The sequence below is a fragment of the Methylocystis sp. IM3 genome, assembly GCF_038070105.1.
Lineage (GTDB): Bacteria > Pseudomonadota > Alphaproteobacteria > Rhizobiales > Beijerinckiaceae > Methylocystis.
Window position 1 is genome coordinate 1,587,806 of the sequence record NZ_JBBPBZ010000002.1, and the last position, 23,917, is coordinate 1,611,722.

The 23,917-nt window shown below is 64.7% G+C and carries 26 protein-coding genes and 1 tRNA gene; 11 read left to right on the plus strand and 16 right to left on the minus strand.

All coding sequences use genetic code 11. The features are described 5' to 3' along the window. Positions 1–22: 22 nt before the first annotated feature. The 3 genes from WOC76_RS09600 to WOC76_RS09610 are packed head-to-tail and all read right to left on the minus strand — an operon-like array spanning position 23 to position 2,766. Positions 23–382, minus strand: coding sequence for an MscL family protein (locus WOC76_RS09600; protein WP_341107291.1), 360 nt, complete (start codon positions 380–382; stop codon positions 23–25). A gap of 48 nt (positions 383–430) precedes the next feature. Further along, complete coding sequence (locus WOC76_RS09605) at positions 431–1,864, minus strand: MFS transporter (protein WP_341431391.1); 1,434 nt, start codon at positions 1,862–1,864, stop codon at positions 431–433. Next, a complete protein-coding gene (locus WOC76_RS09610; RefSeq protein ID WP_341107287.1) occupies positions 1,861–2,766 on the minus strand; it encodes a polyphosphate kinase 2 family protein in 906 nt (301 codons plus the stop codon). The genes WOC76_RS09605 and WOC76_RS09610 overlap by 4 nt, the downstream gene beginning before the upstream one ends. 174 nt (positions 2,767–2,940) lie before the next feature. Between WOC76_RS09610 and WOC76_RS09615 the strand changes: the two genes are divergently transcribed. After that, positions 2,941–3,594, plus strand: a complete 654-nt coding sequence (locus WOC76_RS09615; protein ID WP_341107285.1) for an FABP family protein — start codon at positions 2,941–2,943, stop codon at positions 3,592–3,594. A 435-nt stretch (positions 3,595–4,029) separates the two neighbouring features. On the opposite strand, the gene WOC76_RS09620 is transcribed toward WOC76_RS09615, so the two are convergent. Next, a tRNA-Pro gene (locus WOC76_RS09620) sits at positions 4,030–4,107 on the minus strand. 43 nt (positions 4,108–4,150) lie between these two features. Beyond that, positions 4,151–4,774, minus strand: coding sequence for a MerR family transcriptional regulator (locus WOC76_RS09625; protein WP_341388132.1), 624 nt, complete (start codon positions 4,772–4,774; stop codon positions 4,151–4,153). A gap of 159 nt (positions 4,775–4,933) precedes the next feature. Here WOC76_RS09625 and WOC76_RS09630 point away from each other — a divergent pair, with 159 nt between their 5' ends. Genes WOC76_RS09630 through WOC76_RS09645 form a run of 4 tightly spaced genes read left to right on the plus strand, consistent with a single transcriptional unit; the run spans position 4,934 to position 8,350 of the window. Beyond that, positions 4,934–6,046, plus strand: a complete 1,113-nt coding sequence (locus tag WOC76_RS09630; RefSeq protein ID WP_341388134.1) for a COX15/CtaA family protein — start codon at positions 4,934–4,936, stop codon at positions 6,044–6,046. Between the two features lie 9 nt (positions 6,047–6,055). Then, complete coding sequence (locus WOC76_RS09635; RefSeq protein ID WP_341107282.1) at positions 6,056–6,982, plus strand: TIGR04222 domain-containing membrane protein; 927 nt, start codon at positions 6,056–6,058, stop codon at positions 6,980–6,982. Beyond that, positions 6,960–7,799 (plus strand): DUF692 domain-containing protein, encoded by an 840-nt coding sequence (locus WOC76_RS09640; protein ID WP_341107280.1) that lies wholly within the window; start codon positions 6,960–6,962, stop codon positions 7,797–7,799. Before WOC76_RS09635 ends, WOC76_RS09640 begins: the two co-directional genes overlap by 23 nt. Next, a complete protein-coding gene (locus WOC76_RS09645) occupies positions 7,790–8,350 on the plus strand; it encodes a hypothetical protein (RefSeq protein WP_341107278.1) in 561 nt (186 codons plus the stop codon). Before WOC76_RS09640 ends, WOC76_RS09645 begins: the two co-directional genes overlap by 10 nt. 29 nt (positions 8,351–8,379) lie before the next feature. Here the strand turns inward: WOC76_RS09645 and WOC76_RS09650 are convergent, their stop codons facing one another. Next, entirely contained in the window at positions 8,380–8,787 is a 408-nt protein-coding gene (locus WOC76_RS09650; protein WP_341107277.1) for a flagellar export protein FliJ, read from the minus strand. 227 nt (positions 8,788–9,014) lie between these two features. Between WOC76_RS09650 and WOC76_RS09655 the strand changes: the two genes are divergently transcribed. Next, positions 9,015–9,869 carry a hypothetical protein gene (locus WOC76_RS09655; RefSeq protein ID WP_341388137.1) on the plus strand — a complete coding sequence of 285 codons (855 nt, stop codon included), beginning with the start codon at positions 9,015–9,017 and terminating at the stop codon, positions 9,867–9,869. A gap of 3 nt (positions 9,870–9,872) precedes the next feature. Here the strand turns inward: WOC76_RS09655 and WOC76_RS09660 are convergent, their stop codons facing one another. From WOC76_RS09660 to WOC76_RS09675, 4 genes are all read right to left on the minus strand, one after another. Beyond that, a complete protein-coding gene (locus WOC76_RS09660) occupies positions 9,873–10,214 on the minus strand; it encodes a septal ring lytic transglycosylase RlpA family protein (protein ID WP_341107274.1) in 342 nt (113 codons plus the stop codon). A gap of 197 nt (positions 10,215–10,411) precedes the next feature. Beyond that, the gene (locus tag WOC76_RS09665) at positions 10,412–10,996 is read right to left on the minus strand and encodes a hypothetical protein (RefSeq protein ID WP_341107273.1); all 585 of its coding nucleotides are present in this window, start codon (positions 10,994–10,996) and stop codon (positions 10,412–10,414) included. A 198-nt stretch (positions 10,997–11,194) separates the two neighbouring features. Further along, positions 11,195–14,827, minus strand: coding sequence for a vitamin B12-dependent ribonucleotide reductase (locus WOC76_RS09670; protein WP_341107272.1), 3,633 nt, complete (start codon positions 14,825–14,827; stop codon positions 11,195–11,197). Positions 14,828–15,247: 420 nt separating this feature from the next. Next, on the minus strand, positions 15,248–15,805 hold the full coding sequence (locus WOC76_RS09675; RefSeq protein WP_341107271.1) for a hypothetical protein: 558 nt from the start codon (positions 15,803–15,805) through the stop codon (positions 15,248–15,250). Between the two features lie 147 nt (positions 15,806–15,952). Between WOC76_RS09675 and WOC76_RS09680 the strand changes: the two genes are divergently transcribed. From WOC76_RS09680 to WOC76_RS09700, 5 genes are all read left to right on the plus strand, one after another. After that, a complete protein-coding gene (locus WOC76_RS09680) occupies positions 15,953–16,504 on the plus strand; it encodes an SRPBCC family protein (RefSeq protein WP_341107269.1) in 552 nt (183 codons plus the stop codon). Positions 16,505–16,530: 26 nt separating this feature from the next. Next, positions 16,531–17,082, plus strand: a complete 552-nt coding sequence (locus WOC76_RS09685) for an SRPBCC family protein (protein WP_341107267.1) — start codon at positions 16,531–16,533, stop codon at positions 17,080–17,082. Further along, positions 17,079–18,071, plus strand: coding sequence for a YVTN family beta-propeller repeat protein (locus WOC76_RS09690; protein ID WP_445730633.1), 993 nt, complete (start codon positions 17,079–17,081; stop codon positions 18,069–18,071). The genes WOC76_RS09685 and WOC76_RS09690 overlap by 4 nt, the downstream gene beginning before the upstream one ends. Positions 18,072–18,173: 102 nt before the next feature. Next, positions 18,174–18,581: an NADH:ubiquinone oxidoreductase subunit NDUFA12 gene (locus WOC76_RS09695; protein ID WP_341107265.1), complete on the plus strand. Its 408-nt coding sequence runs from the start codon at positions 18,174–18,176 to the stop codon at positions 18,579–18,581. Between the two features lie 88 nt (positions 18,582–18,669). Continuing rightward, positions 18,670–19,479 (plus strand): DUF2155 domain-containing protein, encoded by an 810-nt coding sequence (locus WOC76_RS09700; RefSeq protein WP_341107264.1) that lies wholly within the window; start codon positions 18,670–18,672, stop codon positions 19,477–19,479. 25 nt (positions 19,480–19,504) lie between these two features. Here WOC76_RS09700 and aat read toward each other — a convergent pair whose 3' ends face one another. The 6 genes from aat to WOC76_RS09730 all read right to left on the minus strand — a co-directional run bounded on the left by aat (position 19,505) and on the right by WOC76_RS09730 (position 23,906). Further along, positions 19,505–20,173 (minus strand): leucyl/phenylalanyl-tRNA--protein transferase, encoded by a 669-nt coding sequence (aat, locus tag WOC76_RS09705; RefSeq protein WP_341431392.1) that lies wholly within the window; start codon positions 20,171–20,173, stop codon positions 19,505–19,507. Positions 20,174–20,233: 60 nt separating this feature from the next. Further along, positions 20,234–20,551: an MliC family protein gene (locus WOC76_RS09710; RefSeq protein ID WP_341431393.1), complete on the minus strand. Its 318-nt coding sequence runs from the start codon at positions 20,549–20,551 to the stop codon at positions 20,234–20,236. A gap of 14 nt (positions 20,552–20,565) precedes the next feature. Beyond that, positions 20,566–21,924, minus strand: coding sequence for an acetyl-CoA carboxylase biotin carboxylase subunit (gene accC / locus WOC76_RS09715; protein ID WP_341431394.1), 1,359 nt, complete (start codon positions 21,922–21,924; stop codon positions 20,566–20,568). A gap of 9 nt (positions 21,925–21,933) precedes the next feature. Further along, positions 21,934–22,524, minus strand: coding sequence for an acetyl-CoA carboxylase biotin carboxyl carrier protein (gene accB / locus WOC76_RS09720; protein WP_341388146.1), 591 nt, complete (start codon positions 22,522–22,524; stop codon positions 21,934–21,936). Between the two features lie 18 nt (positions 22,525–22,542). Further along, positions 22,543–22,974: a type II 3-dehydroquinate dehydratase gene (gene aroQ / locus WOC76_RS09725; RefSeq protein ID WP_341388148.1), complete on the minus strand. Its 432-nt coding sequence runs from the start codon at positions 22,972–22,974 to the stop codon at positions 22,543–22,545. A 140-nt stretch (positions 22,975–23,114) separates the two neighbouring features. Next, positions 23,115–23,906: a DsbA family protein gene (locus tag WOC76_RS09730; protein ID WP_341107256.1), complete on the minus strand. Its 792-nt coding sequence runs from the start codon at positions 23,904–23,906 to the stop codon at positions 23,115–23,117. Positions 23,907–23,917 lie beyond the last annotated feature (11 nt).

Here is a 23,917-nt window from a genome sequence, read left to right on the forward strand (position 1 = left end):
GCCCTGGCGGGTCGGTGCGCTCTTATTCGCGGGTCTGGTCTGACTGATCCGCCTTGCGCCAGTCGCGCAGGCCCTTCGATATCAGGAAAAACAGGGTCGCCGCGATGATGAAATAAACAAGAGCGATGATGAATTGCCCATAGCCGATCACAGCGCCGATCTGCTTGGCTTCACTATAGGTCATATCCTGATGAATGCCCGGGGCGATCGGGATGAAGTAATCCGCCATGTCTCGTCCGTTGCCGGCGAAGTGGCTGATAAGCGGCATCAGTATATCGACGACGAGAGAGTCCACGACCTTTACGAGCGCCAGGGCGAGGAGGATCGAGAGCGCCAGATCAACAACGCTGGACCCCGCGAGATAGTCCCTGATATTGCGCATCCTGCTTTCTCTCCCGAACAACGGCGACTAGGCCTCATCTCTCGAGGGCTATTCTTCGAGGGCGCCTTCCTCGTTCACGGCATGAGCCAAAGAAGCGGTGACGATAAGCCCTGCGACGCTCACCAGGGTCATCAAGGCGACGACGCCGTCAAGGCCCCAGGCGGCCTGGAGTTGCGGGACGACGAAGGTGCCGAACGTGGCGCCTGCTTTGGCGGCGCCGGCGGCGAAGCCGCTTGCCGAAGCGCGGATGGCCGTCGGAAAGAGCGCCGGAGCAAGCGTAAAGGTTGTCGCATTGGGTCCGGCGTTCATGAAGAAGTTGAACAGGACGAACCCTGTAATAATGAAGCCCATGTGCGCCTGCGCGCCGTCATTGGCGACGGCCGCGAAGAGCAGAAGAGTCATGCCGACCGCCATGCCGGCGAAACCGGCGATCTGCATGAAGATTCGCCCGAGAGCCGGAACCGCCCAGAGGCTGGCCAGAAAACCCACCAGGAGGAAGAGATCAACGGCCGCGCTGCCTTGGGCGTCGGCCAGATCCGCCGCCACCGTCCCTGACCCGGCGCCGCCGAAATGTAATGCTCCGAGGATGACCGGCGTGAAGAGGCCAACCCCATAAGTGGCCACATCCATGAGCATCCAGGGCAGGGATACGAGTAGCGTCCGGTCGCGGTAATGCGGGTCGAGGAGGGTCCGAAGTCCCGCCCCATGTGACTTCCGGGTCGGCGATCCGAGGTCGGCTTGCGCTTTGGCCACCTGAAAACCTTGCGCCGATTTCGTTGTTTCTCCGAATTCGCAGCGCAGGAGTGCGAGCAGCGCCTTCGCCTCGTCGATCCTTCCTTTTGTCACCAGCCATCGCGCGCTCTCGGGCGCGCGTAGACGCGCAACAAAAAACAAAACCGCAATGACGCCGCCCCCTGCCAGAAGCAGCCGCCAGTCGGCGAGGCTGGGATGAATTTTCAGCACGGCAAGGCCGACCAGCGCCGCAACGAACATGCCGACGGACTGCATGGCGATCGTCGCGACCGTCATCCGGCTCCTCGCCTTCCTGGGCATCATTTCGGAAACATAGGTCGCGCTTGTCGGAAAATCCGCGCCGATCGCGGCGCCAGTCAAAAACTGGGCGAGCACCAGGACCCAAGGATCTGGCGCGAGAGCGCCGAGCAGCGCGGCGAGGCCGATCACCGCCATGTCTATCGTCATGACGCGTTTGCGGCCGAGCCTGTCCGCGAGCATTCCTCCAAGCCAGGCGCTCGCTGCGGCTCCAAGAACGAGTGCGGACCCCATAAGCCCAACGACGAGCGGAGACAGAGAAAAGTCGCGCTTCATGAGCGGCAGGGCCAGGCCGAGCGACACGACCGAGAATCCATCGAGAAAGGCGCCGCCGCTGGCGACAAGCCAGAGCGCATAGTGTCGCCATGTCATCGGCGCCTGATCGATTGCCGAGAAGAACGACGAGGCGGGTATGGCTGGAGAGCGGCTCAAGGCTGCGCCGGAGGCTCCGGCGCGTGCTCGGCCGGAGGAGTGTCCGCTTCCAATTTCTTTCCGCGCTTCTTCGCCTCCTCAGCTTGGTGGTAAAGGCGCCTGATCTCCTCGATGTCCACCGTCGGCTTGGGAATTTGGAGTTTCATGTCTTCGAGCGCATCTGCGATGATGGCTGAAACAGCGAGATTCCTGAACCATTTGTGGTTCGACGGAATGATGAACCAGGGCGCGTGCGCAGTCGAGCAGCGGGACAGCGCGGCTTCGAATGCCTCGATATAATCGTCCCACCTGTTGCGCTCCGTATAATCGGAGGCGCTGATTTTCCACTGGTGGGAGGGATCGTCGAGCCGCTCCTTGAAGCGGGCGAGTTGTTCATCCTTCGAAATATAGAGGAAAAACTTCAAAATCGTCGTGTTGTTTTCGACGGAGAGCAGCTTCTCCCACTCATTTATGAAATCGTAGCGGGGCTTCCATATCTCCTTCGGCGCGAGTTTGTGCACGCGCACGACCAGAACGTCCTCGTAATGCGAACGGTTGAAAATCGCGACGTTTCCGCGCCCGGGCGCATGGGGATGGATGCGCCAGAGAAAATCGTGGTCGCGCTCTTCGGCCGTCGGTTGCTTGAAGCCCCTGACCTGAACGCCTTGGGGATCCATGGCGCTGATCACATGCCAGCAAGTCCCGTCCTTCCCCGCGCCGTCGATGCCCTGAAGCACGATCAGCAGCGAGTGGCTGCGATCGGCGTAAAGGGCGCGCTGCGCTTTGGTGATGCGCTGCAAGTGCTCCTGAAGCTCGGTGGCCGCCTCGGCGTCGTTGGCGTGCTTTCCATGAAAGCCGGGATCTACTGCGGCGAGATCGACTTTGGAGCCGGGATCGACGCGAAAGCGCTTGGTGAAGTTCATTCGTCTTGTCCAAATTGATAAGGACTGCGGCAATGGTCACGCCCGGCCGGAAAACCGTCAACCTGTCACATGGCCATAATGAGCAGAGCCACCGGCGCCTTGTCCTCGCCTATCGACATTCTTCCGGCCCGATACTACCATCCTGAGAAAGAAACGGGATTTCTAGGGCGCAAGATGTCAGCCGATCTCTATGGCCGCTATCTGGAGGATATTTATACCGAGCCGTCCGACATTGATCATGACACGCTCGCCAACCTCGGGCCTTTGCGTCCCATGGCGGGCGTCTGGCGCGGCGAGAAGGGTTTGGACGTCAATCCGAAGGCTGCGGGGCCGCAGACGCAAGCCTATGCCGAACGGCTCGAACTTCAGCCGATCGATCCCCAGACCAATGGCCCGCAGCTTTTTTACGGATTGCGCTACCATCAGCACATTGTAAAGCCGGGAGACGTCGAGACCTATCACGACCAGATCGGCTACTGGTTGTGGGAGCCGGCGACGGGGGTCATTTTGCAGACTCTGACGATCCCACGTGGGCAGACCGCCATGGCGGCCGGCCGGGCGGCGTCCGACGCCAGGGAGTTCGAACTTGTCGCCGAGAGGGGCCTAACGACCAGCGGTATTTGCTCCAATCCGTTTCTTGAATCCGCTTTTCGCACCGATGAATATCGGATCCGCGTAACGATCCACGATGATGGAACCTGGCGTTACGAGGAAGCCACCCGCCTTATCCTCAAGGGCGGCAAGCTTTTCGAACACACGGACAAAAGCACTCTGTTCAAGATCGGTGAACCCACGCCGAATCCGCTGGCGCTGGCGAGGCGCAGCTGAAAGCGATTTTGCATGCTGGAACGCAAATCAGAAGAACGCGCCGCCCGCCCGTCCGGATGAAAGAATCGATTTCGCGGCCCATTTAACCCGGATGGAGAGCGAGCGGCGCACCACTGGTCGGGTCCGTCGAGCCTAACCGTTGCCGATGATTTTCCCAGCGTATGCGACGCCCGTGGTCGCAACCCAAAACGCCAAGGATATCAAGGTGGGGCTGTTGAGGACACGCATGATCGCCTCCTGATGAAACCAGGACGCTGAGGATATTGTCGTCGGCGCCCTCTTTTTGAGGGGCTGATGAAAATTCAAGTCTTCCGAGGGCGTTTGCCGAGGCGGGGTTATCGCCGGGGCCACAGAAGAGCGTGGTTCGAGCCGCCCTTACAATCAAAGACGGCGATCCAGCGCATATGCCTGCTTTTTATGAGCATTTGCAGTGCATGGTCGGAGTGGCGGGATTCGAACCCACGACCCCTTGTCCCCCAGACAAGTGCGCTAACCGGGCTGCGCTACACTCCGACTGGCCGCCCTTATAGAGATGCGGCGGCCCTCTGGCAACGGTCTAACGTCGGGTAACTGTGAGAAGGCGCTTGCACTCGTCGATTTCGGCCAGAACATGCCGCAGCAATTCGGCTTGCCGCGTGTCCGGTCGTCGTTCGACCACGACCGGAGCGTTGAAAACAGGCGACGGAATGGCGACCAGTGGGTATTGGGGGGCGCCCGGCGAATCGGTGGTTTCTGCGTCTGGATGGGCGACTGCCGGCGGCGGAGCGCCGTGCGGCTCGTCGGGAAGCTTTGGCTCCATATCGAACAGCGTCGGCTCTGCCGCCGGCTCGGGCGGCGGGGTCTCGGCGGGCGGCGTGGGAGCCGGAGGAGACGATTCGCCGCTCTGGCGGCGCTGCACGTCGGCGATCACGGCGTCGACCCCTTGCTCCTTGAGGATGCGCTGCACGCCTTTGATCGTATAGCCCTCGCGATAGAGCAGGTGGCGGATCGCCTCGACAAGGGCGATGTCGCGCGGCCGGTAGAAACGCCGGCCGCCGGCGCGCTTGACCGGATCGATCTCCTTGAAACGCGTCTCCCAGAAGCGCAGCACGTGCTGAGGCAGGTCGAGATGCTCCGCCACCTCGCCGATTGTGCGCAACGCGGCGAATTCTTCCCTGGCTGTCGCGCCTTTGCCAGCCACCTTGCCCCCCTGATTCGATCCGTGAAGCGAACATTACCCGCAGCGGGGCGTCTGTTCAGCCAAAAAAGCCAACGGCCCCCCATGCTTCGCCGCGAGGTGTGGACAAGACTCGCCCGCTTCCCTTAAGTGCCGGGGTCAGGAAACACAGGGCGGCGCGCAATGGAAGACTGGCTTCTCTTTCCTCATCCCGTGGCGGAGGTGCGGCGTCATGCGACGGAAGAAAACGCCGTCGCGGTGCGGAATTGGCTGTGGCTCGTGGCCGCGCTGGTTTTGCTCATGGTGCTGGTCGGCGGCGCGACGCGCCTGACGGAATCGGGCCTCTCGATTGTCGAATGGAAGCCCGTCACGGGCGTCATTCCGCCCTTGTCGCAAAAGGAATGGCTTCAGGCCTTCGAAGATTACAAGAAAATCCCGCAGTACAAGGAGCTGTTCCCGGACATGGACCTGGCCGGGTTCAAATATATCTACGCCTGGGAATGGGCGCACAGGCTGCTGGGCCGGCTGATCGGCGTCGTCTTCGCTTTTCCCCTCATCTGGTTCTGGGTCACCAAACAGCTCCCAGCTTCTGTCAAGCCCAAGCTCATCGGCATTCTGGCGCTCGGCGCGCTGCAGGGCGGCGTCGGCTGGTGGATGGTGTCGTCCGGCCTCATCCATCGAACAGAGGTCGCGCAGGAGCGGCTGGCCATCCATCTGGTCATTGCGGCGCTCATCTTCGCCGCCTGTCTCTGGGTCGCGGGCGGCCTCGGGCCGCGCAAGGCGTCGAGCGTGCACGACGGGGCAGGGCGGCTGCGGGCGACGGCCCTTGCGATCCTCGCGCTCGTCTTCCTTCAGCTTTTCATGGGCGGCATCGTCGCCGGGTTGCGCGCGGGACTTGTCGAAAACACCTGGCCGCTGATCGCGGGGGCGTTCATCCCGCCGGCCGACGTTTTGTGGCCGAACGAACCCTGGTGGTCGAACATCGTCGACACGCCGCTGACGGCGCAGTTCTTCCACCGGATGATCGCCTATGTGATTTTCATCGTCGCGGCCATCCATCTCGTCGATGCGGCGATGAATGCGGGCGGCGCCGCGCGCAAGGGCGCCGTGCTCCTGTTCGGCCATGTCGTCGGACAGATCGCGCTCGGCGTCGCGACGCTGCTGCTCATCGAGCCGCCCTTCGCGGGGACGCCGCATCTCCTGCTGGCGCTCGCGCATCAGGCCCTCGGAATGGGGGTTCTGGCCGTGGCGACGCTTCAGGCGCGGCGGCTGGTGGGCGATCTCGAAACCATTTGAGGCGAAGCTTTGCAAAACATCCCGTTCCTCGATCTTCCCGGTCCCGAGTTTCTCAACGTCTTCGGGGCGCTGGCCATCATCGTCCTCGCGGCGACCTGGCTCGCGATCCATTTCGCCGATCACACCGGGAGCCGTCCGCCGCCGCCTGTTCCCGAGAAGCCGGACGCCATCGAGATCGCTTTCCTGCAGGGCGGCGCCAATCAGGTCGTCCGCACCGTGGTCTATGACCTCGTGCAGCGCGGCTATGCCGCACTCGCCAAGGAGGATCGCGTCATCCCGACGGCGAAGGAGCCACAGCCGGGCGAACTCGACGCAATCGAGGCCTTGGTGCTCGACGCCATTCAGTCGAAGCCGAAGGCGCATGAGCTCTTCGACAACCGCGCCAAGCGCGCCGAACTGCTGAAGCTTCTCCAGCCCGTGCGGGCGCGGCTCGCGGCGCAGGACCTCATCAAACCGGAATCGGTGAAGATCTGGCGCCGCCGCGCGCAGCTCATTGGCGCGCTTCTGCTTGTCGGCTTCGCTGGCGCGAAGATCTATGTCGCCCTGACGGTGGGGCCCGCGAATGTGTCCTATCTCGTCTTTCTGTGCCTCGCCTCGATCCTGGCGCTTTTCGCGCTCGCCTATGTGCTGACGCGTAGCCACGCCAGCCGCCGGGGCCGCGCATGGCTGCAGGCGATGGAGCTCGCCTATCGGCCGCGCCTCGACACGGCGCTTGTCCGGCTCGGGTCGTCGCACGGCATGAGAGGCTTCGAGGGGGCGTCGCTCTTTCTGATCGGCCTTTACGGCTTCTCGGTGCTCAAGGGCACGCCGGATGCGGCCTTCGCCGAGCATTTCAAGCGGGCCTCGGGCGACGGCGGCGGAAGTTGCGGATCGAGCTGCGGCGGCTCATGCGGCGACGGCGGCGGAGGCGATTTTGGCGGATACGCCGGCAATTGACGCGCTCGGCTCGGGCCTCGGCTATCGGCCGCAGTTCCGCGCCGACCTCTTCGCCAGCCGCTCGCACGTCGATTTTCTCGAGGTCATCGCCGACCATTATCTCGACGCTTCGCCCGAGAAGCTCGCCGAGCTCGAGCTTCTCGGCGCGCATTTTCCGATCGTTGCGCATGGGCTCGATCTTTCGATCGGCGGCGCGGACGGCGTCGATCCTGTCTATCTCGACAAAATCGCGGGGCTGATCGCGCGCATTGATCCGCCCTGGTGGAGCGAACATCTCTGCTTCACCCGCGCGGGCGGCGTCGATATCGGCCATCTCGCCGCCTTGCCCTATACGCAGGAGGCGATCGACGCCGTGGCGCGCAATGTCGAGACGGTGCGAAAACGCATAAAGGCGCCGCTGCTTCTGGAAAACATCACGACCGTCGTGCGCGTGCCGGGGGCCGAGATGGATGAGCCGGAGTTTCTCACGCGCGTCCTCGAGCGCACGGGCTGCGGCTGGCTCTGCGACGTGGCCAATCTCTACGCCAACAGCGTAAATTTCGGCGTCGATCTGAACGCCGCCTTCGAACGGTGGCCATGGGACCGGCTCGTGCAAATTCATTACGCGGGCGGGCGCTGGCGGCAGGGCGTGCTGATCGACAGCCATGACGCGGCGACGAGCGAGGACGTCTGGTCGCTCTATGATCGCATCGTCGCGCGCGCGCCGGTCAAGGGCGCCATTCTCGAACGCGACGAACGCCTGCCTGAATTCTGCGAGTTGCTCGGAGAAGTGTCGCGCGCTCGCAGAACGCTCGAGGCGCATGGCCGATGGCGCTGAGCCAGACGCAAGCGCTGCTGGCGCGTCTCTTCACCGACGCCAGGCTGCGGCGCGCATTCTTTCAGGCCCCGCAGGAGACTGCGCGAGGCTTCGGTCTGAGCGATTCGGAGGCCGCGGCGCTGGCGGCGCTGGACAGGCGCGAGGTCGAGGATTTCGCCCGCAGCCTCCTCGGCAAGCGCGCCCTCGACGCCCGCAAGGCGCTGCCGCTGACGGCGAAGGCGTTGGGTCCGGCGTTCGACGCACTTCTCTTCGAGGCGATCGAAGGTCCGCCCGCCCCTGAGCGTCATCGCGCCGACGCCGCGGCCCTGGCGACGCTCCTGGCCGAGCGTGGGGCCTCGCCAGCCTGGATTGTTGATCTCGCGCGCTACGAAATGGCGTTCGTCGCCGCCGCGCGGCCGGGCGCTTTGCTTCTGTTGCGCCGATTTTCCTTTCCGGTGGACGAAATCGCCGGCGCGCTCCTTGCCGGGACGCCCGTCGAGGCAAGGCCCCGCGCGCGCACTGGCCTTTGGTTGCGCGCGCCGTGGGGACGATTGCATTGGCGGCTGCTGTAGCGCCACCGGTGGTGATGAGGCGAGGCCCTTTATGCGCCCCGCCGATAGGCAAGCGGCATCTCGACCTGGCGGCGCTCGGCGACGACGTCGATCAGGCGCTCGGCGCCACGGTCGCGCGCTTCCTGGCTTTGCGCCTTGGCGAGATCATCGCTCGCTTCCTTGAATTGCGCCTCGGCGTCTGCGAGCTGTCCGCGCAGATCGTTGAGAGAGGCAATGATGTTTTCCCGGCGCGTGCGGGCCGCGCGGGCATAGGTGGGATAGGCGAAATGATTGGGGTCGGAGATATTGGCCCGCTGTTCTTCGGTTGCGATCTCGCGTTCCAGCTCGTTCGACATGCGGGTGAATTCGGCGATGATGGCATTGAGCTGAACAATGCGCCGCCGCTTTTCCTCTGCCTGAAAACGCTTCAGGCGGACCAACGTATCCCGCGATTTCATGTTTTCGACTCCGTTACGCCACACTCATGAAAAACAAACCGTTAATTCGCGAGACCGCTTCACTATGCCTGCCGCAGGTTGCTCTTTGGTTACCGGCCGAAAAAATTGCGGATGCTGTGGCGCCGATGCAAAAGGGCGTGAATAAGACGAAAAAAAGATTTGTGAGGCTAGAGCATGGCCGTTAACCTTCGGCTGCGCGATATTGCGCGGCCCATTGGCTTAGCGTCATGCGTCCTGCGCTCACGCGCCTGCTCATTTGCTTCAGCGCCCTGATCCCTTGCGCGCGGGCGGCGCAGGCCGGCGCCTGGCTTTATCCCGAAGGCAAAGGCCAGCTCATCATCGCGACGGGCTTCGCCAGCGCCCGAAACGCCTATGACGCGTCGGGCCGGCTCGTCGCCACGCCGCCCTACCGGAAATTCGAGGCGCGCGTCTCTCTCGAACATGGGTTGACGGATTGGCTCACCTTCGTCGGCGAAGGGGACGCCATGAAATTTCGCGGCGCGCCCGCGCCTTATGACGTGCTCGAACTTCTCATATCAGAGGCCAAAGCCGGCATGCCCTTGTATGCGCCGACGCCCCGGGGCGTGAATTATGAGGGGCTAGGGCTCGGCGCCGTGGGCGCCCGGCTGCGGGTGCTCGAGTCCGGCGATTACGTCGTTTCGGTCGAGGGGCGGCTGCGCGCCGCCTCGCCGCAAGCGCGCCGCTTTCTCGACATGCGCGATCCCGTACAGGTCGATGCGCGTCTGCTGATCGGCCGCTCGTACAACTTCTTCGGCGTATCGGGCTTCCTCGATGGGCAACTCGGATTTCGGAGCGGGGGGCAGAATGGGGACGAAATTCGCCTCGATCTGACCGCGGGGCTCCGTCCCTTCGACAAGCTGTCGTTGATGGCGCAAAGCTTTTCGGCCATGGCCCCGCGCGGTGGCGGCGTGACGGCGCTCGCGCAGCAGAAGTTCCAGTTGAGCGCCGTCTATGACGCTACACCGTCGCTGTCCGTGCAACTCGGCGGCGTGGCCGCGCCCGCCGGCGCCAACGCCCCGGCCGAGCGCGGCCTGATCACCGCCCTCTGGTGGCGCTACTGAGCTTTACCGCTCGGCGAGCGCAAGCGGCTCGATCCTGACCGCGGCTATGCCGGCCGAGCGGAAGCCGAGGGCGTCCGCCGCGCCAGTGGAGACGTCGATTACCCTTCCGCCCCTGAAGGGGCCGCGATCATTGATGACGACTACGACCGAGCGGTTGTTCTTCAGGTTGGTGACGCGCACCTGGGAGCCAAAGGGCAGGGTGCGATGGGCGGCGGTAAAGGCGCCGACGTGGGCGCCGCTCGAGGTGCGCCGGCCCGAATAATAGGAAGCCTTGCCGACCCAGGCCGCCTCCGCGCCGCATGTCAGCGCGGCGAATGCGGCGACTCCAAACACAAAACGCTTCAACAGAACGCTCCTTTACTGCGCGCGCAGGCTGCGCGCCTCCAGCGCCGGCGTCGGCCAGCGCGGACGGAGCGGTAAGGGAGGGGTGCGGCGAAATGGAGGCGCATCCCGCCCGGCCCGCCCTGAGCGGGGATCGGACGTCGCGGCCGGGGTCGGGGCCGGGGTTGTCCCGGCCGATCATGCTCAGGTTCGCGGACGGATCACGCGGCGGCGGCTCTGGCCGTCTGGGCGTGGACGTCGCGGCCGCCGTTTTTCTCCATGATGCCGACGGCTGTTCTCTCCTTGGCCTCGTCCCAGACGCGGGCCCACAGCAGGAGACCGCCGTGGGACATCTGCGCCTTGACCCATGTGGCTTCTGCCGAGCCGATGAGCTGGGCGAGAGTCGCGCCGATGAGCCCGCCGCCGCCGCCGAGCGCCAGCGCCGCCGCGACGGCCGCGCCGAGCGTGCCGCCCGCCGCCAGCGCCATGCCCGCGCCGCTGATTGCCCCGATGTAGAACAGCGCGCCGATGATCCCGGCCTTGGCCTCGTTGCGTGCTTCCGGGTCGATATAGGCGCCATGGGGAGCCTTGAGATCGCCGCGTAGCTGCTCCGTCGAGAGGCTTTTGTCGCCGACGGCCTCGCGCACGACCGTCTGCGGCGCGAGAACGCTGATCGTCGTCTGGTCGAAGCCGTCGGTGAGAAGATCGTCGATCGCGGATTGCAGCTTGTCGAGATTGTCGAACACGCCGACGACCTCGCGCACCTCGCCGCGCTGTTCGGAGGTGAGGGGTTTTTGCGTTTCCATGTCCGGTGCTCCGCGAGCACGGCGCGAGCGCAACGCTCCCGGCCAACCGCGCTCCCGCTTCCTTAAAGGGAGCGGAGGCGGCGGGGTTTCAAGAGGGAACGTTGCGACGCTCTTGCTGTAACGCGACAACCATCATCCTGAAGAGCCGCCGCAGGCGGCGGTCTCGAAGGACGAGGACTGCAGCGCCAACCGGTGATCTCACGAACATCCCGTCGTGCTTCCGCACGTCTCGCATTTTAGACACGTCCCGTTCCGCACCAGTGTGAAATTGGCGCACTCCGGGCAGGCCTCGCCGACATATCCCTTCATCCGCGCCTCGGCGCGCTTCTCCGCGACGCCCTGGACGGTCTTGGTCGGCTCGGTCCAGCCGAGCGTGGAAAGATCGGAATCTTCGTGCTCGATGTCCGGCGTCTCGCGCAGCGCGACGGCGCCGCCCTGCACGACCATCAGCCGGTCCGTCTTGGAGCGCAGCAGACCCCGCGAGACGATCGAATTCGCCTCCGGCGCCTTCCCTTCATGCTCGCCCTTGCCGAGCACGTCATGGCCGATGTCGTCGGGCGAGACATGGGCGAGATCGTTGCGGCCGAGATAGGAGACGGCGAGCTCGCGGAACACATAGTCGAGGATCGACGTCGCGTTCTTGATCGCGTCATTGCCCTGCACCGGACCCGCCGGCTCGAAGCGGGTGAAGGTGAAGGCGTCGACATATTCTTCGAGCGGCACGCCATATTGCAGGCCGAGCGAGATCGCGATGGCGAAATTGTTCATCAGGCTGCGGAAGGCGGCGCCTTCCTTGTGCATGTCGATGAAGATTTCGCCGAGGCGCCCGTCGGCGTATTCGCCCGTGCGCAGATAGACCTTATGGCCGCCGACGGCCGCCTTCTGCGTGTAGCCCTTGCGGCGATCGGGCAGCTTCTCGCGCTCGCGCACCAGCTGATGCACGACGCGCTCGACGATGCGCTCCGCGACATGCGCGGCGCGCGCCGGCATGTTGGCGGCGACGACTTCCTCCACCGCGTCCACGGCGTCGATGTCGTCGTCGCCCTGAATGAGCTGGGCCGACAGCGGCTGCGAAAGCTTGGAGCCGTCGCGATAGAGCGCATTGGCCTTGAGGCCGAGGCGCCAGGACAGGAGATAGGCCTGTTCGCAATCCTCGACGCTCGCCTCATTCGGCATGTTGATCGTCTTGGAGATCGCGCCCGAGATGAAGGGCTGCGCCGCCGCCATCATGCGAATATGCGAGTCGACCGAGAGATAACGCTTGCCGGTGCGGCCGCAGGGATTGGCGCAGTCGAAGACGGCGTAATGTTCGCGCTTGAGGAAAGGCGCGCCCTCGAGCGTCATCGCGCCGCAGACATGCACATTGGCTGCTTCGATGTCCTGCTTCGAGAAGCCCAGATGCGAGAGGAGTTCGAAATTCCTGTCTTCGAGCTGCTCGGGCGTCACCTTCAGCGCGCCGGTGAGGAAATCCGCCCCGAGCGTCCATTTGTTGAAGACGAATTTGATGTCGAAGGCGGAGGGCAGCGCCGCCTCGATCGCCGCGAGCTTCTCGTCGGTGAAGCCCCTGGCGCGCAGCGAGGCCGTGTTGATCGCCGGCGCATTGGCGAGCGAGGCGTGGCCGACGGCGTAAGCCTCGATCTCCGCGATCTCGCTTTCACGATAGCCGAGCGCGCGCAGGCCCTCCGGCACGGCGCGATTGACGATCTTGAGATAGCCGCCGCCGGCGAGCTTCTTGAACTTGACGAGCGCGAAATCGGGCTCGATGCCGGTCGTGTCGCAATCCATGACGAGGCCAATCGTGCCCGTGGGCGCGACGACCGTGACCTGCGCATTGCGATAGCCGTAGAGCTCGCCCTGCGCGAGCGCCTTGTCCCAGGCGGCCGCGGCATGCGCCATCAGCACGGGATCGGGGCAGGCCGCGTAATCGAGCGGCACGGGCAGGGTGTGTAGGCCCTCATAGCCCGCGCGCTCGCCATGGGCGGCGAGGCGATGGTTGCGGATGACGCGCAGCATCGCCTCGCGGTTCTCCATGAAGCGCGCGAACGGGCCGCGCTCCTTCGCCATCTCGGCGGAGGTTGCGTAACAAACGCCGGTCATGATCGCCGACAGCGCGCCCGCGATGGCGCGGCCCGCCTCGCTGTCATAGGCGACGCCGGACGACATCAACAGGCCGCCGACATTGGCGAAGCCGAGGCCGAGCGTGCGGTAATCGTAGGACAGTTGCGCAATCTCCTTGGACGGAAACTGCGCCATCAGTACGGAGATTTCCAGCACGATGGTCCAGAGCCGCACGGCGTGCTCATAGGACGTGACGTCGATGCGCTTCGTCGCCGGATCGCGGAACTGCAACAGGTTCAGCGACGCGAGATTACAGGCCGTGTCGTCGAGGAACATATATTCCGAGCACGGATTGGAGGCGCGAATCTCACCGCCCGCCGGGCATGTGTGCCAGTCGTTGATCGTGGTGTGGAACTGAATGCCCGGATCGGCCGAGGCCCAGGCCGCATAACCGACCTTTTCCCACAGGTCGCGCGCCCTCAAGGCCTTCGAGACCTTGCCGTCGAGACGCTTGATGAGAGACCACTCGCCGTCGTTCTCCACAGCGCGCAGGAAGTCGTCCGTCACCCGCACGGAGTTGTTCGAATTCTGCCCCGAGACGGTGAGATAGGCCTCGCTGTCCCAGTCCGTATCATAGGTGTCGAACTGGATGTCCTTGTAGCCCTGCTTGGCGAACTGGATGACGCGCTTGATGTAATTGTCCGGCACCTCGCTTCGGCGCGCGAGCTTGATCTCGCGCTTGAGCGCCGGGTTCTTCTCCGGATTGAAGCAGTCGTCGCCCGGCCCCTCGCAATTCACGCAGGCGCGCAGGATCGCCTTCAAATGCTTCTTGACGATCTTGGAGCCCGTGACGAGCGACGCGACCTTCTCTTCTTCCTTCACCTTCCAGTCGATGAACTGCTCGATGTCGGGATGGTCGATGTCGACGACGACCATCTTCGCCGCGCGGCGCGTGGTGCCGCCCGACTTGATCGCGCCCGCGGCGCGGTCGCCGATCTTGAGGAAGGACATGAGGCCCGAGGAGGAGCCGCCGCCCGAGAGCTTCTCCTTCTCGCCGCGCAGTTTCGAGAAATTGGTGCCGGTGCCGGAGCCGTATTTGAACAGGCGCGCCTCGCGCACCCAGAGATCCATGATGCCGCCGTCGTTGACGAGATCGTCCTCGATCGACTGGATGAAACAGGCGTGCGGCTGCGGATGCTCATAGGCCGACTTCGACTTCACCATCTTGCCATTGGTGAAGTCGACGTAGAAATGCCCCTGGCTCGGGCCGTCGATGCCATAGGCCCAATGCAGGCCGGTGTTGAACCATTGCGGCGAATTGGGCGCCGCCATCTGCATGGCGAGCATGTAGCGCAATTCGTCGCTGAACGCCTGGGCGTCCTCTTCCGTATCGAAATAGCCGCCCTTCCAGCCCCAATAGGTCCAGGCGCCGGCGAGACGGTCGAAGACCTGTTTGGCGGAAATCTCGGACGTGTATCTCTCGCCCTTCGGCAGTTGCGCGAGCGCGTCCGTATCGGGGACCGAGCGCCACAGGAAGGAGGGCAGGGCGTTTTCCTCGACGCGCTTGAGGCGCGCGGGCACGCCGGCCTTGCGGAAATATTTCTGCGCCAGCACGTCGGCCGCGACCTGGCTCCACTGCGCGGGGACCTCGATATTGTCGAGCGAAAACACTACCGACCCGTCGGGATTGCGGATCTCGCTCTTCGTCGTCTTGAACTCGATGGACGCGTAAGGAGACTCGCCCGACTTGGTGTAGCGCCGCTCGATCTTCATTGCCTTCAATCTCCTCAAAGCGCGGTCAAAGCCCGCGCGCAGCCATCCGTCAGCTAAGCGACGTCGATATTCGCCACTCGAAACCCGAAGGAGGCGCGCCTTTGGCGCGAGCCCAAGAGGCCGCGCGGGTGGAACGCCAAAACAGCGGAATACGCACAAGAGCAAAGCCGCCGTGCCCCGGCTCACGCCGGGCATGGCCATAGGTCGCGTCAAACGCCGTTCGCGCCATCTCCTGTGCCCCCAAACTGCGCGAGTCTCACGCAGCCGTCAAGATATTGTGTCGCTTATCAACAGGGAGACAATATGTGGAGAAGATGGTGGATATTGGGGACAAATCCAGGGACGCGGTTCAGGGAGGCTCGGCTAAAGGCCAAGATTCTGCAAGCCGGTTTTTGTGGCGCGGGGCGCCTCTCCGAGAGGCTAGCGGCAGACGGCCGGAGGCGCGGGCTTGAGCAGAAAGGCCCGGTTTTCCGTATTTTGCGGGCTAAGATAGAGAAAGGCGCGCGTCTCCAGGGGGCTCGTCAATTCGAGCCGCTCGCGGATCGTCAGCAGCAGGCCGGGGCCTTTCTGGGTGAGGTCGAAAGCGCCGGGATCGTCTGTGGACAACCGGCAGTTGCGCACGCCGTCCTCTTTCGTTTTGCACAGAGGCGACTCGGCCGCCGAGAGCGAGGCGTTGCAGGCCAACCCGAGCTTGTCCCAGTAGCAGGCGCCGATGGTGCTGAAGGCCATGTCCGCCGTGCGCAGGACGAGCTCCGCGTCGGCCAGAATCTTTTGGGTCTCGCCTGGAGTCTCGGGGACGGAGGTCTTGGTCACGGAGAGTGTCGCCCGGCGCACGATCTGGGCCGGATGCGCCGCGAGCCAGGCGGCGTCATAGACGTGCTCGTAGCAGCCGGAAAGCGGGATGATTTCCTCTGCGCCAGCGGGGCCCGAAACAACAAGAAACACAGCCGCCAGCAGGCGGCGCGGGCAGGGCGCCATCCATCGCCTCCAATCGTCAGAATCGACGGCGAAACTAGAGAGGCGGGCGGGGGCTGTCATCACAATCCCTTGACGCCGCCATCTTGGGCGCCCTTATGTGCGGGGCCGCCGCGCTGGCGGTCTGAGAGAGGTTCAGGAGATTTTCCCATGTCCTTTGTGATTGCGCGCCGCGCTGTCGTCGTAGCGGCCCTGTCGCTTGTTTCCGCCGGGCTCGCGTCGGCGCCGGCCTTCGCGCATGGCCCGTCGCGCCAGAAGGTCGTCGAAAAGATCGAGATCGACGCGCCGGCCGACAAGGTCTGGGCCATCGTGGGCAATTTTCAGGACATGAGCTGGCATCCGGGCGTCGTCAAGACCGAGGGGACGGGCGGCAACGACACGGGCGCCAAGCGCACGCTGACGCTCAAGGACGGCGGCAAGATCGAGGAATCGGTCACGAAATATGACGCGGCCGGAAAGTCGATCAGCTACAAGATCGACAATGTGGACTTGAAGGTTCTTCCTGTGAACAATTATTCCTCGACGATCACCGTCAAGGACGCGGGCGGCAAGAGCGAAGTCGAGTGGAAGGGCGCCTTCTATCGCGGCTTCATGAACAACGACCCGCCGCCGGAACTCACCGACGAGGCCGCCGTCAAGTCTGTCACCGCCATCTACACCAGCGGACTTCAGGCGCTCAAGGCCAAGGCCGAGGGCAAGTAAAGGCATCAGCAGCGGGGAGAGGGGTCATGGCCGTTCTGGCGCGCCGCGCCTTTCTCCTCGCGGCGGTCGGCGCCCTCGCGGGTGCGCCGGGCGCCGCGCTGGCCGCGCATGCGGCCTCTGTGTTGAAGGTGGTCGAAGACGGCGAGATCGACGCGCCGCCCCAAAAGGTGTGGGCGATTCTCAGTGACTTCGCCCATGCCGACTGGCTTCCCGGCGTTGCGCGCGTCGACGCTGAAGGCGACAATACGCCCGACAAGGCCAAGCGCCGCCTCACCCTGGCCGATGGGGGCGTCGTCGTCGAAATGCTCACCCGCTGGGACGGCGAGAAGATGATGATCGGCGTCCATCGCGAGGGCGACGACGTGAAGCGGCTGCCGGTCGTGAATTTCACCAATATCGCCACTGCGCGCCCCGTGGAGGGCGGCAAGACCATTGTGGAGTGGAAGGCGCGCTTCTATCGCGGTTTTCCCAATCCGAACCCGCCGCCGGAACTCAATGACGACGTCGCCATCGCCGCCGTCACGGCGCTGTTGCGCGCCGATATTGCGGCGTTGAAGAAAAGGGTCGAGGGGAAGTGAGCGGCTTTCCCCGTTGCTGGTTAAGCCGGGCGCGCGCGCATCCGAGCATCCCCCTTGCAGCCTTCTCGACCCTGTTCCTCTTCCTCGCTTGCGCCCCGGCCCCTGCCGACGAAGCCTTCGTCACCGCGCAGAGCGCCGACGCCGTCAGTGTGGTGGATCTCGCCTCGATGAAGACGGTGGCGACGCTCCCCATCGGCGGCAAGCCGGCGGGCGTCGCCGTGAGCCGAGACGGCGCGCGCGTCTATGTGACGAGCCCGGACGGTCAATTCATCACTGTGATCGACGCCCGCGCGCGTGTGGCCGTCAAGAAAATCCCCTTGAAAGGCGCGCCGCTGGGGATCGCCGTTTCGCCAGACGGCAAGCGCGTCTATGCGACGCTCGCCTACGACCGGCTGCTCGTCGAGATCGACCCCGAGGCGGGCGCCACGCGTGAGCTGGGCGTCGGCGCCATGGCGTCGGGCGTCGCCGTGACGCCGGACGGCAAGACCCTTCTGGTCGCGGATCGCGACGACAATGCTCTCTCCATCGTCGACGCCATGACGCTGACGCGGCTCGCGGTCGTTCCGGTGGGCAAGCATCCTTTCGGCGTGACGATCGACGCCGCTGGCGCGCGCGCGTACGCCGCCAATGTCGAATCGGACGATGTGAGCGTGATCGACATCGCCGCTCGCAAGGTCGTCGGGACTTTGAAGACCGGCAGCCGGCCCTATACGGTGGCGCTGGCGGCGGGCCGTATTTTCGTCGCGGACCAGCACGCCGACGAGGTCAGCGTCTTCGAGGCGGCGAGCCTCGCGCCGGCCGGCGTCGTGAAGGTGGGCGAATATCCGGAAGGAATCGCAGCGAGCGCGGACGGAAACCAGGTCTATGTCGCGAACTGGTTCTCCAACGAGCTTTGGGCGATCGACGCGAAAACCCTGAAGGTCGCAGGCAAGGCCGAGACGGGCGACGGCCCGCGCGCCTTCGGCGCTTTCGTCGCGCCGACCAGATGACGCTCGAGACTGGACTTCGCGGCGCAGCGACGCCATAAGGGGCGCAAAGTCGCCGACGGGCCGGCGCGCCGGGAGCGCCGCAAGCAAGAGGCCGAACTACGCATGTCCTACATCGTCCGTTTCTTCACCTGGTGGAACAAAGCGACCCTCTCCACGGGCCTGTGGACGCTGCTCTATGGCGAGCGCGTGGGGACGGATGAATTCGGCAACGTCTATTATCGCCGCCGGGGCGGCAGGAAAGACAAGGCGCTGGGAATCGAGCGCCGCTGGGTGATCTTCAACGGCTATTGCGAAGGCTCGGCCATTCCGCAGGGCTGGTATGGCTGGCTGCATCATACGGTCGACACGCCGCCCACCCAGGAGAATTACGCTCGCAAGGAATGGGAGCTGCCGCATCAACCCAACATGACCGGCACGCCCTTGGCCTATCGGCCGCCGGGATCGCAGCTGTCGACCGGCGAGCGTACGCCGTCGGGCGGCGATTACGTGGCCTGGAAGCCGGAGGGCTAAGAGCGCCCGGCTCCTTGGAAAGGCCTTTCTTCCCTGATTTACAGGCCCCAGCCTTTTCCTTTGGCCGCAAGCGCGGCGCGGTGATCTGATGGTCTTATCCTTCCGTTATGGCTTGCGTTTCGGCGTGGCGCTCGCCGCCGTTGCGGTCGCGCTTACAGGCGCCGCCCGGGCCGAGCCGATTCGCCACCCGACGGCGGTTTTCGCTGGTCTCGACAAGACGACCGGCCGCATCATCAATTTCGACGTGGCGATCGACGAGACGGTTCAATTCGGCTCGCTCAACGTGACGCCCCGCGTCTGCAACACGCGTCCCCAAACGGAGGCGCCGCAAACCGCGAGCTTCGTCGAAGTCGACGAACTCATCGGGAAGCCGGAGCGTCAGGCCAAGGCCGATCTGAAAGAGCCTGTCAAAGCGGAAGCGAAGGCCGAGACGCGACAGGAAGCCAAACGCATTTTCTCCGGCTGGATGTTTGCCTCGAGCCCTGGCCTCCATGGCGTCGAGCATCCCGTCTATGACGTCTGGCTGCTGGACTGCAAGGGCGGCAAGGAAGCCGTCCCGCCGCCCGCCGCCGCAGGGGCCGAGACCCCGGCTCAGCCGGCGGCCGACGCCGCCGCCGCCGCATCGGGCGAGCCCGGCGCGCCGCCGCCTGAAGCTGGCAAGAAGAAGAAATCCCGCAAGGTCGAGCCGAAAGCCCCGACGCCGGTGGAGAACGCCCCGATCGGCCCGGCCGATTCGGCGCCGCCGCAACCCGCGCTCGATGCGCAGCCGGCTCCTGACGCCGCGCCGGGCGAAGCGCCCGCCCAACCGGCTCAGACCCGAAAGAAAAAGCGCAAGCCCGCCGCTGCCCCTCCGGGGCAGGCGGAGCCTCAGGGCGGGGGTGGGTTCTTCCCCTTCTGATCGCTGATTGGCGCGGTTTGGCTGCTCAATCGTCGAGCGCTGCGAGCGCTTGGCGCCCGCTCACAGGGGCGTCGGGCTCCCAGACGCAATAGTTCGCATTCACGACGAGCGCCTCCTCGAGGGCGCGGTGATAAGCGTCTCGCGAAATTTCGATGGCGCCGAGCGAGGCGAGATGGCTCGTCATGAACTGCGTGTCGAGCAACTGGAAGCCGCCCGCCCGCAGTCTGGCGACCAGATGGGTCAGCGCGACCTTCGACGCGTCGCGCTCGCGGTGGAACATGCTCTCGCCGAAAAAGGCCCCGCGCAGCGCCACGCCGTAAAGCCCGCCGACGAGCTTGCCCTCCAGCCTGCATTCAACGGTATGTGCGAAGCCCATATCGAACAATTCCCGATAGAGGCGTCGAATCTCGCTGTTGATCCAGGTCTTCTCACGGTCGGGCGCCGGGGCGGCGCAGGCCTCGATCACCGCGTCGAAGTCACGATCGACGCTGATCTCAAATCGGTCCGAACGAACCGTCTTGGCGAGAGAGCGGGAAACGATGAACGTATCGAGCGGGAATATCGCGCGTTTTTCCGGATCGACCCAGAACAGCTGATCGTCCTCGGCGCTCTCCGCCATCGGGAAAAGGCCAATGGAATAGGCCCGCAGCAGAAGCTGCGGCGTGATGGCGAAGGGGGCGCCGGGTTTGGACATAAGGTCAAGTGTAGCGGCGAACGCCGTCGGCGCCAGCCCTTTCCAAAGCTCGGCCGCCCCTCAGTTATCGACGGCGCATTTCGCCTTTTCGCCGCGCCATTCCAGAGCGCCGTCGTCGCCCTTGTTCCAGAACTCGACGCCCTTTGCCGTATAGAGCGCGCCGTCGGCGGAGACCGCATGTCTGGCGACGATCGTCTGCCCCTTGTAGGTCAGGCGCGCGCGATCCGCCTGTGCCCCGAGGAAGGTCACCGTCAGCGGCGCAGACTCCCCCGAGACGCAGGCGAAGACGAAGGGGCCGCGGGTCACGGGCTTGGCGCCCGCGAAGCCGAAAGGGACGGCCGCGATGAGCAGCGCGACGAGGATTGCTCGATTTTTCATGGCCGTCGCCATCGTCAGAACCCCGGCTCGATGCCGCCGGTCGCGAGAAAATGCTCCAGCCAGTGAATGTCATAGACGCCGTTCTGCACATCCGAGTTGCGCACCAGCGTGCGGAACAGGGGCAGCGTGGTGTCGATGCCGTCGACGATGAACTCGTCGAGCGTGCGGCGCAGACGCATCAGCGCCTCGGTGCGATTGCGGCCGTGCACGATCAGCTTGCCGATGAGCGAGTCGTAATTCGGCGGGATCGAATAACCCTGATAAACGGCCGAATCCACGCGCACGCCGACGCCGCCAGGCGGATGATAGTAAGCGATGCGGCCCGGCGAGGGACGGAATGTCGAGGGATGCTCGGCGTTGACCCGGCATTCGATCGCATGGCCATAGAAGACGATGTCTTCCTGCTTCATGGAAAGCGGCGAGCCAGCCGCCACCCGGATCTGCTCGCAGACGAGATCGACGCCGGTGATGGCCTCCGTCACCGGATGCTCGACCTGAATGCGCGTGTTCATCTCGATGAAAAAGAACTCGCCATTCTCGTAAAGAAATTCGATCGTGCCCGCGCCTGCGTATTGCAATTCGCGCATGGCCTTCGCGCAGACCTCGCCGATCTCGCGGCGCTGCGTATCGTTGAGTGCGGGGGAGGGGCTTTCCTCGAAGACCTTCTGGTGGCGCCGCTGAAGGGAGCAGTCGCGTTCGCCGAGATGGATGGCGTCGCCCTTGCCGTCGCCGAAAACCTGAATCTCGATATGGCGCGGCTTCTCGAGATATTTCTCGATGTAAACCGTGTCGTCGCCGAAAGCGGCTTTCGCCTCGGTCCGCGCCGTGGCCATCGCGACGCCGAGATCATGGGCGTCGCGCGCGACCTTCATGCCGCGGCCGCCGCCGCCTGACGCCGCCTTCACGAGAACCGGAAAGCCGATCTTTTGCGCGACCTTCAGCGCCTCCTTCTCACCGAGCACCGGCCCGTCCGAGCCCGGCACGCAGGGAATGCCGAGGCGCCTGGCGGTCGACTTGGCCTCGATCTTGTCGCCCATCAGCCGGATATGCTCCGACTTGGGGCCGATGAAGGTGATGTTGTGCTCTTCGAGAATTTCGGCGAAGCGCGCATTCTCGGAGAGGAAGCCGTAGCCGGGATGCACCGCATCCGCGCCCGTGATCTCGCAGGCCGACAGCAGGGCGGGGATGTTGAGATACGAATCGCGCGCGGCCGGCGGACCGATGCAGACCGATTCGTCGGCGAGCTTCACATGCATGGCGTCGGCGTCGGCCGTGGAATGAACTGCGACCGTCGAAATGCCGAGCTCTTTCGCGGCGCGCAGGATGCGCAGCGCGATTTCGCCGCGGTTTGCGATGAGGATTTTGTCGAACATTCGCGACCCTTATTCGATCACGAGGAGGGGTTCGCCATATTCGACCGGCTGTCCGTCCTCGACCATGATGGCCGTCACGACGCCCGACTTCGGCGCAACGATGTCGTTGAAGGTCTTCATCGCCTCGATGAGCAGCAGCTTGTCGCCGGCGGAGACGCGCGCGCCGATCTCCACGAAGGGCTTGGCGTCCGGGTTGGGTCGCAGATAGGCGGTCCCGACCATGGGCGACTTCACGGCCCCCGGATGGTCGGCGAGCGACTCCTCGGGGGCCGGCGCCGGGGCGGAAGGTTTCGGCGCCGGGACAGGGGCAGGCGCAACCGGCGCGGGCGGCGCATAGGCCTGAGCCACGGGCGGCGCGGCGATAGTGACGGTCGCCGGAATGGCCTGCGGGGCCGGCGTGCGCGCCGCGCGGATGCGCAGGTCGCCCTTCTCCACCTCGAACTCCGTCAGATCGCTTGACGCCACCAGTTCCGCGATCGTGCGCAGCAGGCTCGAGTCGATCAACGGCGCCGGAGCGGCGGCGGCTGGAGCGGCGGCGGGACGGGGGGCCGCAGTGCGGCCGCGCGTTGCTTTGGAGGGCGATTGTGCTTTGCGCGCCATGGGGGTCTCAGGTCTTTCTCAGATGCTTTCGAGAATGGCCTCGAGGGCCAGATAATATGAAAGCGGGCCAAAGCCCGCGATGACTCCCCGCGCCGCCGGGGAGATGTAGGAGTGGTGGCGGAAGCTCTCGCGGGCGTGGACGTTGGAGAGATGCACCTCGATCACCGACGCCTGCGCGCCCTTGATCGCGTCATAGAGCGCGATGGAAGTGTGGGTCAGCGCTCCGGCGTTGAGAATGACCGGCGCTCCCGCGGCGCCCGCCTCCTGAATCCAGGAGACAAGATCGCCCTCGCAGTTCGACTGTTTGAAGACGAGCGTCACGCCGCGCGCCTTGCAGCGCGCGTCCAGCGCTTCACGAATCTCGTCGAGGGTCGCGGCCCCGTAGATGGCGGGCTCGCGTTTGCCGAGAAGATTGAGATTGGGACCGTTGAGGACGTGTACGGCTGACATTGCGTTCCTGAAACGATCTACAAAACCCGAGAAAGCGCGCGGCGCTGTCTCTCTTAGCCTCATTGTGGGCGCAAAGGAAGCCCGCCGCGTGGGAGCGCGGCGGGTTCGATCCGAGGATCAGGCGATTTGTGCGCGCGTTTTCAGCAGGCGGTCTTGCCGCACTTGCGCATATTGTCGACCCTGGCCTTGAGCTGCGCAAAGGGCGCGCCGCCGACGAAGGCCTCGTTGCCGATGACCCAGGAGGGCGTGCCGTCGAATTTGAGTTTCTCGGCGATCGTCGCCACTTCCTTGAGCGCCGCCTGGGCCTCGGGGCTGTTGGCGTCTTTCTCCAGACGGTCCATGTCGGCGCCGACTTCCTTCGCCGCCGCGAGCGCCTGCGCCTTGCCGATATGGCCGCGCGTGGCGAGCAGCTTCTTGTGGAACTCCCAGAACTTGTCGGCGGGAAGCTGCATACGGGCCGCTGTCGCCACATGCGCCGCATCGACGGAATCGGGTCCGAGGATCGCGAAGTCCTTCAGAACGACGCGCAACTTCGGATCGCCCTCGATCAGCTTGGCCACCGACGCCAGCGCCTGTTTGCAGTAGCCGCAGTTGTAATCGAAGAACTCGACGAGCGTGACGTCGCCGTCCGGATTGCCGACGACAGCCTGATTTTGAGAGCGGGTGATCTTCTCGCCCAACTCGCCGACCGCCTTTTCGCGCATGGCGAGCTCTGCGGCGTCTTCCTTCTTCTTCAATTCGTCGATCGCCTCGCGGATGACCTCGGGATTGGCGACGAGATAATCGTGGACGATCTTTTCGATCCCCGCCTTTTGCGGAGCCGTGAAGGCGTCGGCGGCGTGCGACGCCGCAACGCCCGTCAGAGTGATGCCCGCGACGGCGGCCAGCGCGACAGCGCGCCGGGCGGCGGCCAGGGACAGGGGAAGGCGCATCTCTTTCTCCT

What these genes read in the sequence shown, in the direction of transcription:
- WOC76_RS09600 (WP_341107291.1), bottom strand. Translation starts at nt 382, where the DNA reads ATGCGCAATATCAGGGACTATCTCGCGGGGTCCAGCGTTGTTGATCTG.
- WOC76_RS09610 (WP_341107287.1), bottom strand. Translation starts at nt 2,766, where the DNA reads ATGAACTTCACCAAGCGCTTTCGCGTCGATCCCGGCTCCAAAGTCGAT.
- WOC76_RS09615 (WP_341107285.1), top strand. Translation starts at nt 2,941, where the DNA reads ATGTCAGCCGATCTCTATGGCCGCTATCTGGAGGATATTTATACCGAG.
- WOC76_RS09630 (WP_341388134.1), top strand. Translation starts at nt 4,934, where the DNA reads ATGGAAGACTGGCTTCTCTTTCCTCATCCCGTGGCGGAGGTGCGGCGT.
- WOC76_RS09645 (WP_341107278.1), top strand. Translation starts at nt 7,790, where the DNA reads ATGGCGCTGAGCCAGACGCAAGCGCTGCTGGCGCGTCTCTTCACCGAC.
- WOC76_RS09650 (WP_341107277.1), bottom strand. Translation starts at nt 8,787, where the DNA reads ATGAAATCGCGGGATACGTTGGTCCGCCTGAAGCGTTTTCAGGCAGAG.
- WOC76_RS09655 (WP_341388137.1), top strand. Translation starts at nt 9,015, where the DNA reads ATGCGTCCTGCGCTCACGCGCCTGCTCATTTGCTTCAGCGCCCTGATC.
- WOC76_RS09665 (WP_341107273.1), bottom strand. Translation starts at nt 10,996, where the DNA reads ATGGAAACGCAAAAACCCCTCACCTCCGAACAGCGCGGCGAGGTGCGC.
- WOC76_RS09670 (WP_341107272.1), bottom strand. Translation starts at nt 14,827, where the DNA reads ATGAAGATCGAGCGGCGCTACACCAAGTCGGGCGAGTCTCCTTACGCG.
- WOC76_RS09675 (WP_341107271.1), bottom strand. Translation starts at nt 15,805, where the DNA reads ATGGCGCCCTGCCCGCGCCGCCTGCTGGCGGCTGTGTTTCTTGTTGTT.
- WOC76_RS09680 (WP_341107269.1), top strand. Translation starts at nt 15,953, where the DNA reads ATGTCCTTTGTGATTGCGCGCCGCGCTGTCGTCGTAGCGGCCCTGTCG.
- WOC76_RS09685 (WP_341107267.1), top strand. Translation starts at nt 16,531, where the DNA reads ATGGCCGTTCTGGCGCGCCGCGCCTTTCTCCTCGCGGCGGTCGGCGCC.
- WOC76_RS09695 (WP_341107265.1), top strand. Translation starts at nt 18,174, where the DNA reads ATGTCCTACATCGTCCGTTTCTTCACCTGGTGGAACAAAGCGACCCTC.
- WOC76_RS09700 (WP_341107264.1), top strand. Translation starts at nt 18,670, where the DNA reads ATGGTCTTATCCTTCCGTTATGGCTTGCGTTTCGGCGTGGCGCTCGCC.
- aat (WP_341431392.1), bottom strand. Translation starts at nt 20,173, where the DNA reads ATGTCCAAACCCGGCGCCCCCTTCGCCATCACGCCGCAGCTTCTGCTG.
- WOC76_RS09710 (WP_341431393.1), bottom strand. Translation starts at nt 20,551, where the DNA reads ATGAAAAATCGAGCAATCCTCGTCGCGCTGCTCATCGCGGCCGTCCCT.
- accC (WP_341431394.1), bottom strand. Translation starts at nt 21,924, where the DNA reads ATGTTCGACAAAATCCTCATCGCAAACCGCGGCGAAATCGCGCTGCGC.
- accB (WP_341388146.1), bottom strand. Translation starts at nt 22,524, where the DNA reads ATGGCGCGCAAAGCACAATCGCCCTCCAAAGCAACGCGCGGCCGCACT.
- aroQ (WP_341388148.1), bottom strand. Translation starts at nt 22,974, where the DNA reads ATGTCAGCCGTACACGTCCTCAACGGTCCCAATCTCAATCTTCTCGGC.
- WOC76_RS09730 (WP_341107256.1), bottom strand. Translation starts at nt 23,906, where the DNA reads ATGCGCCTTCCCCTGTCCCTGGCCGCCGCCCGGCGCGCTGTCGCGCTG.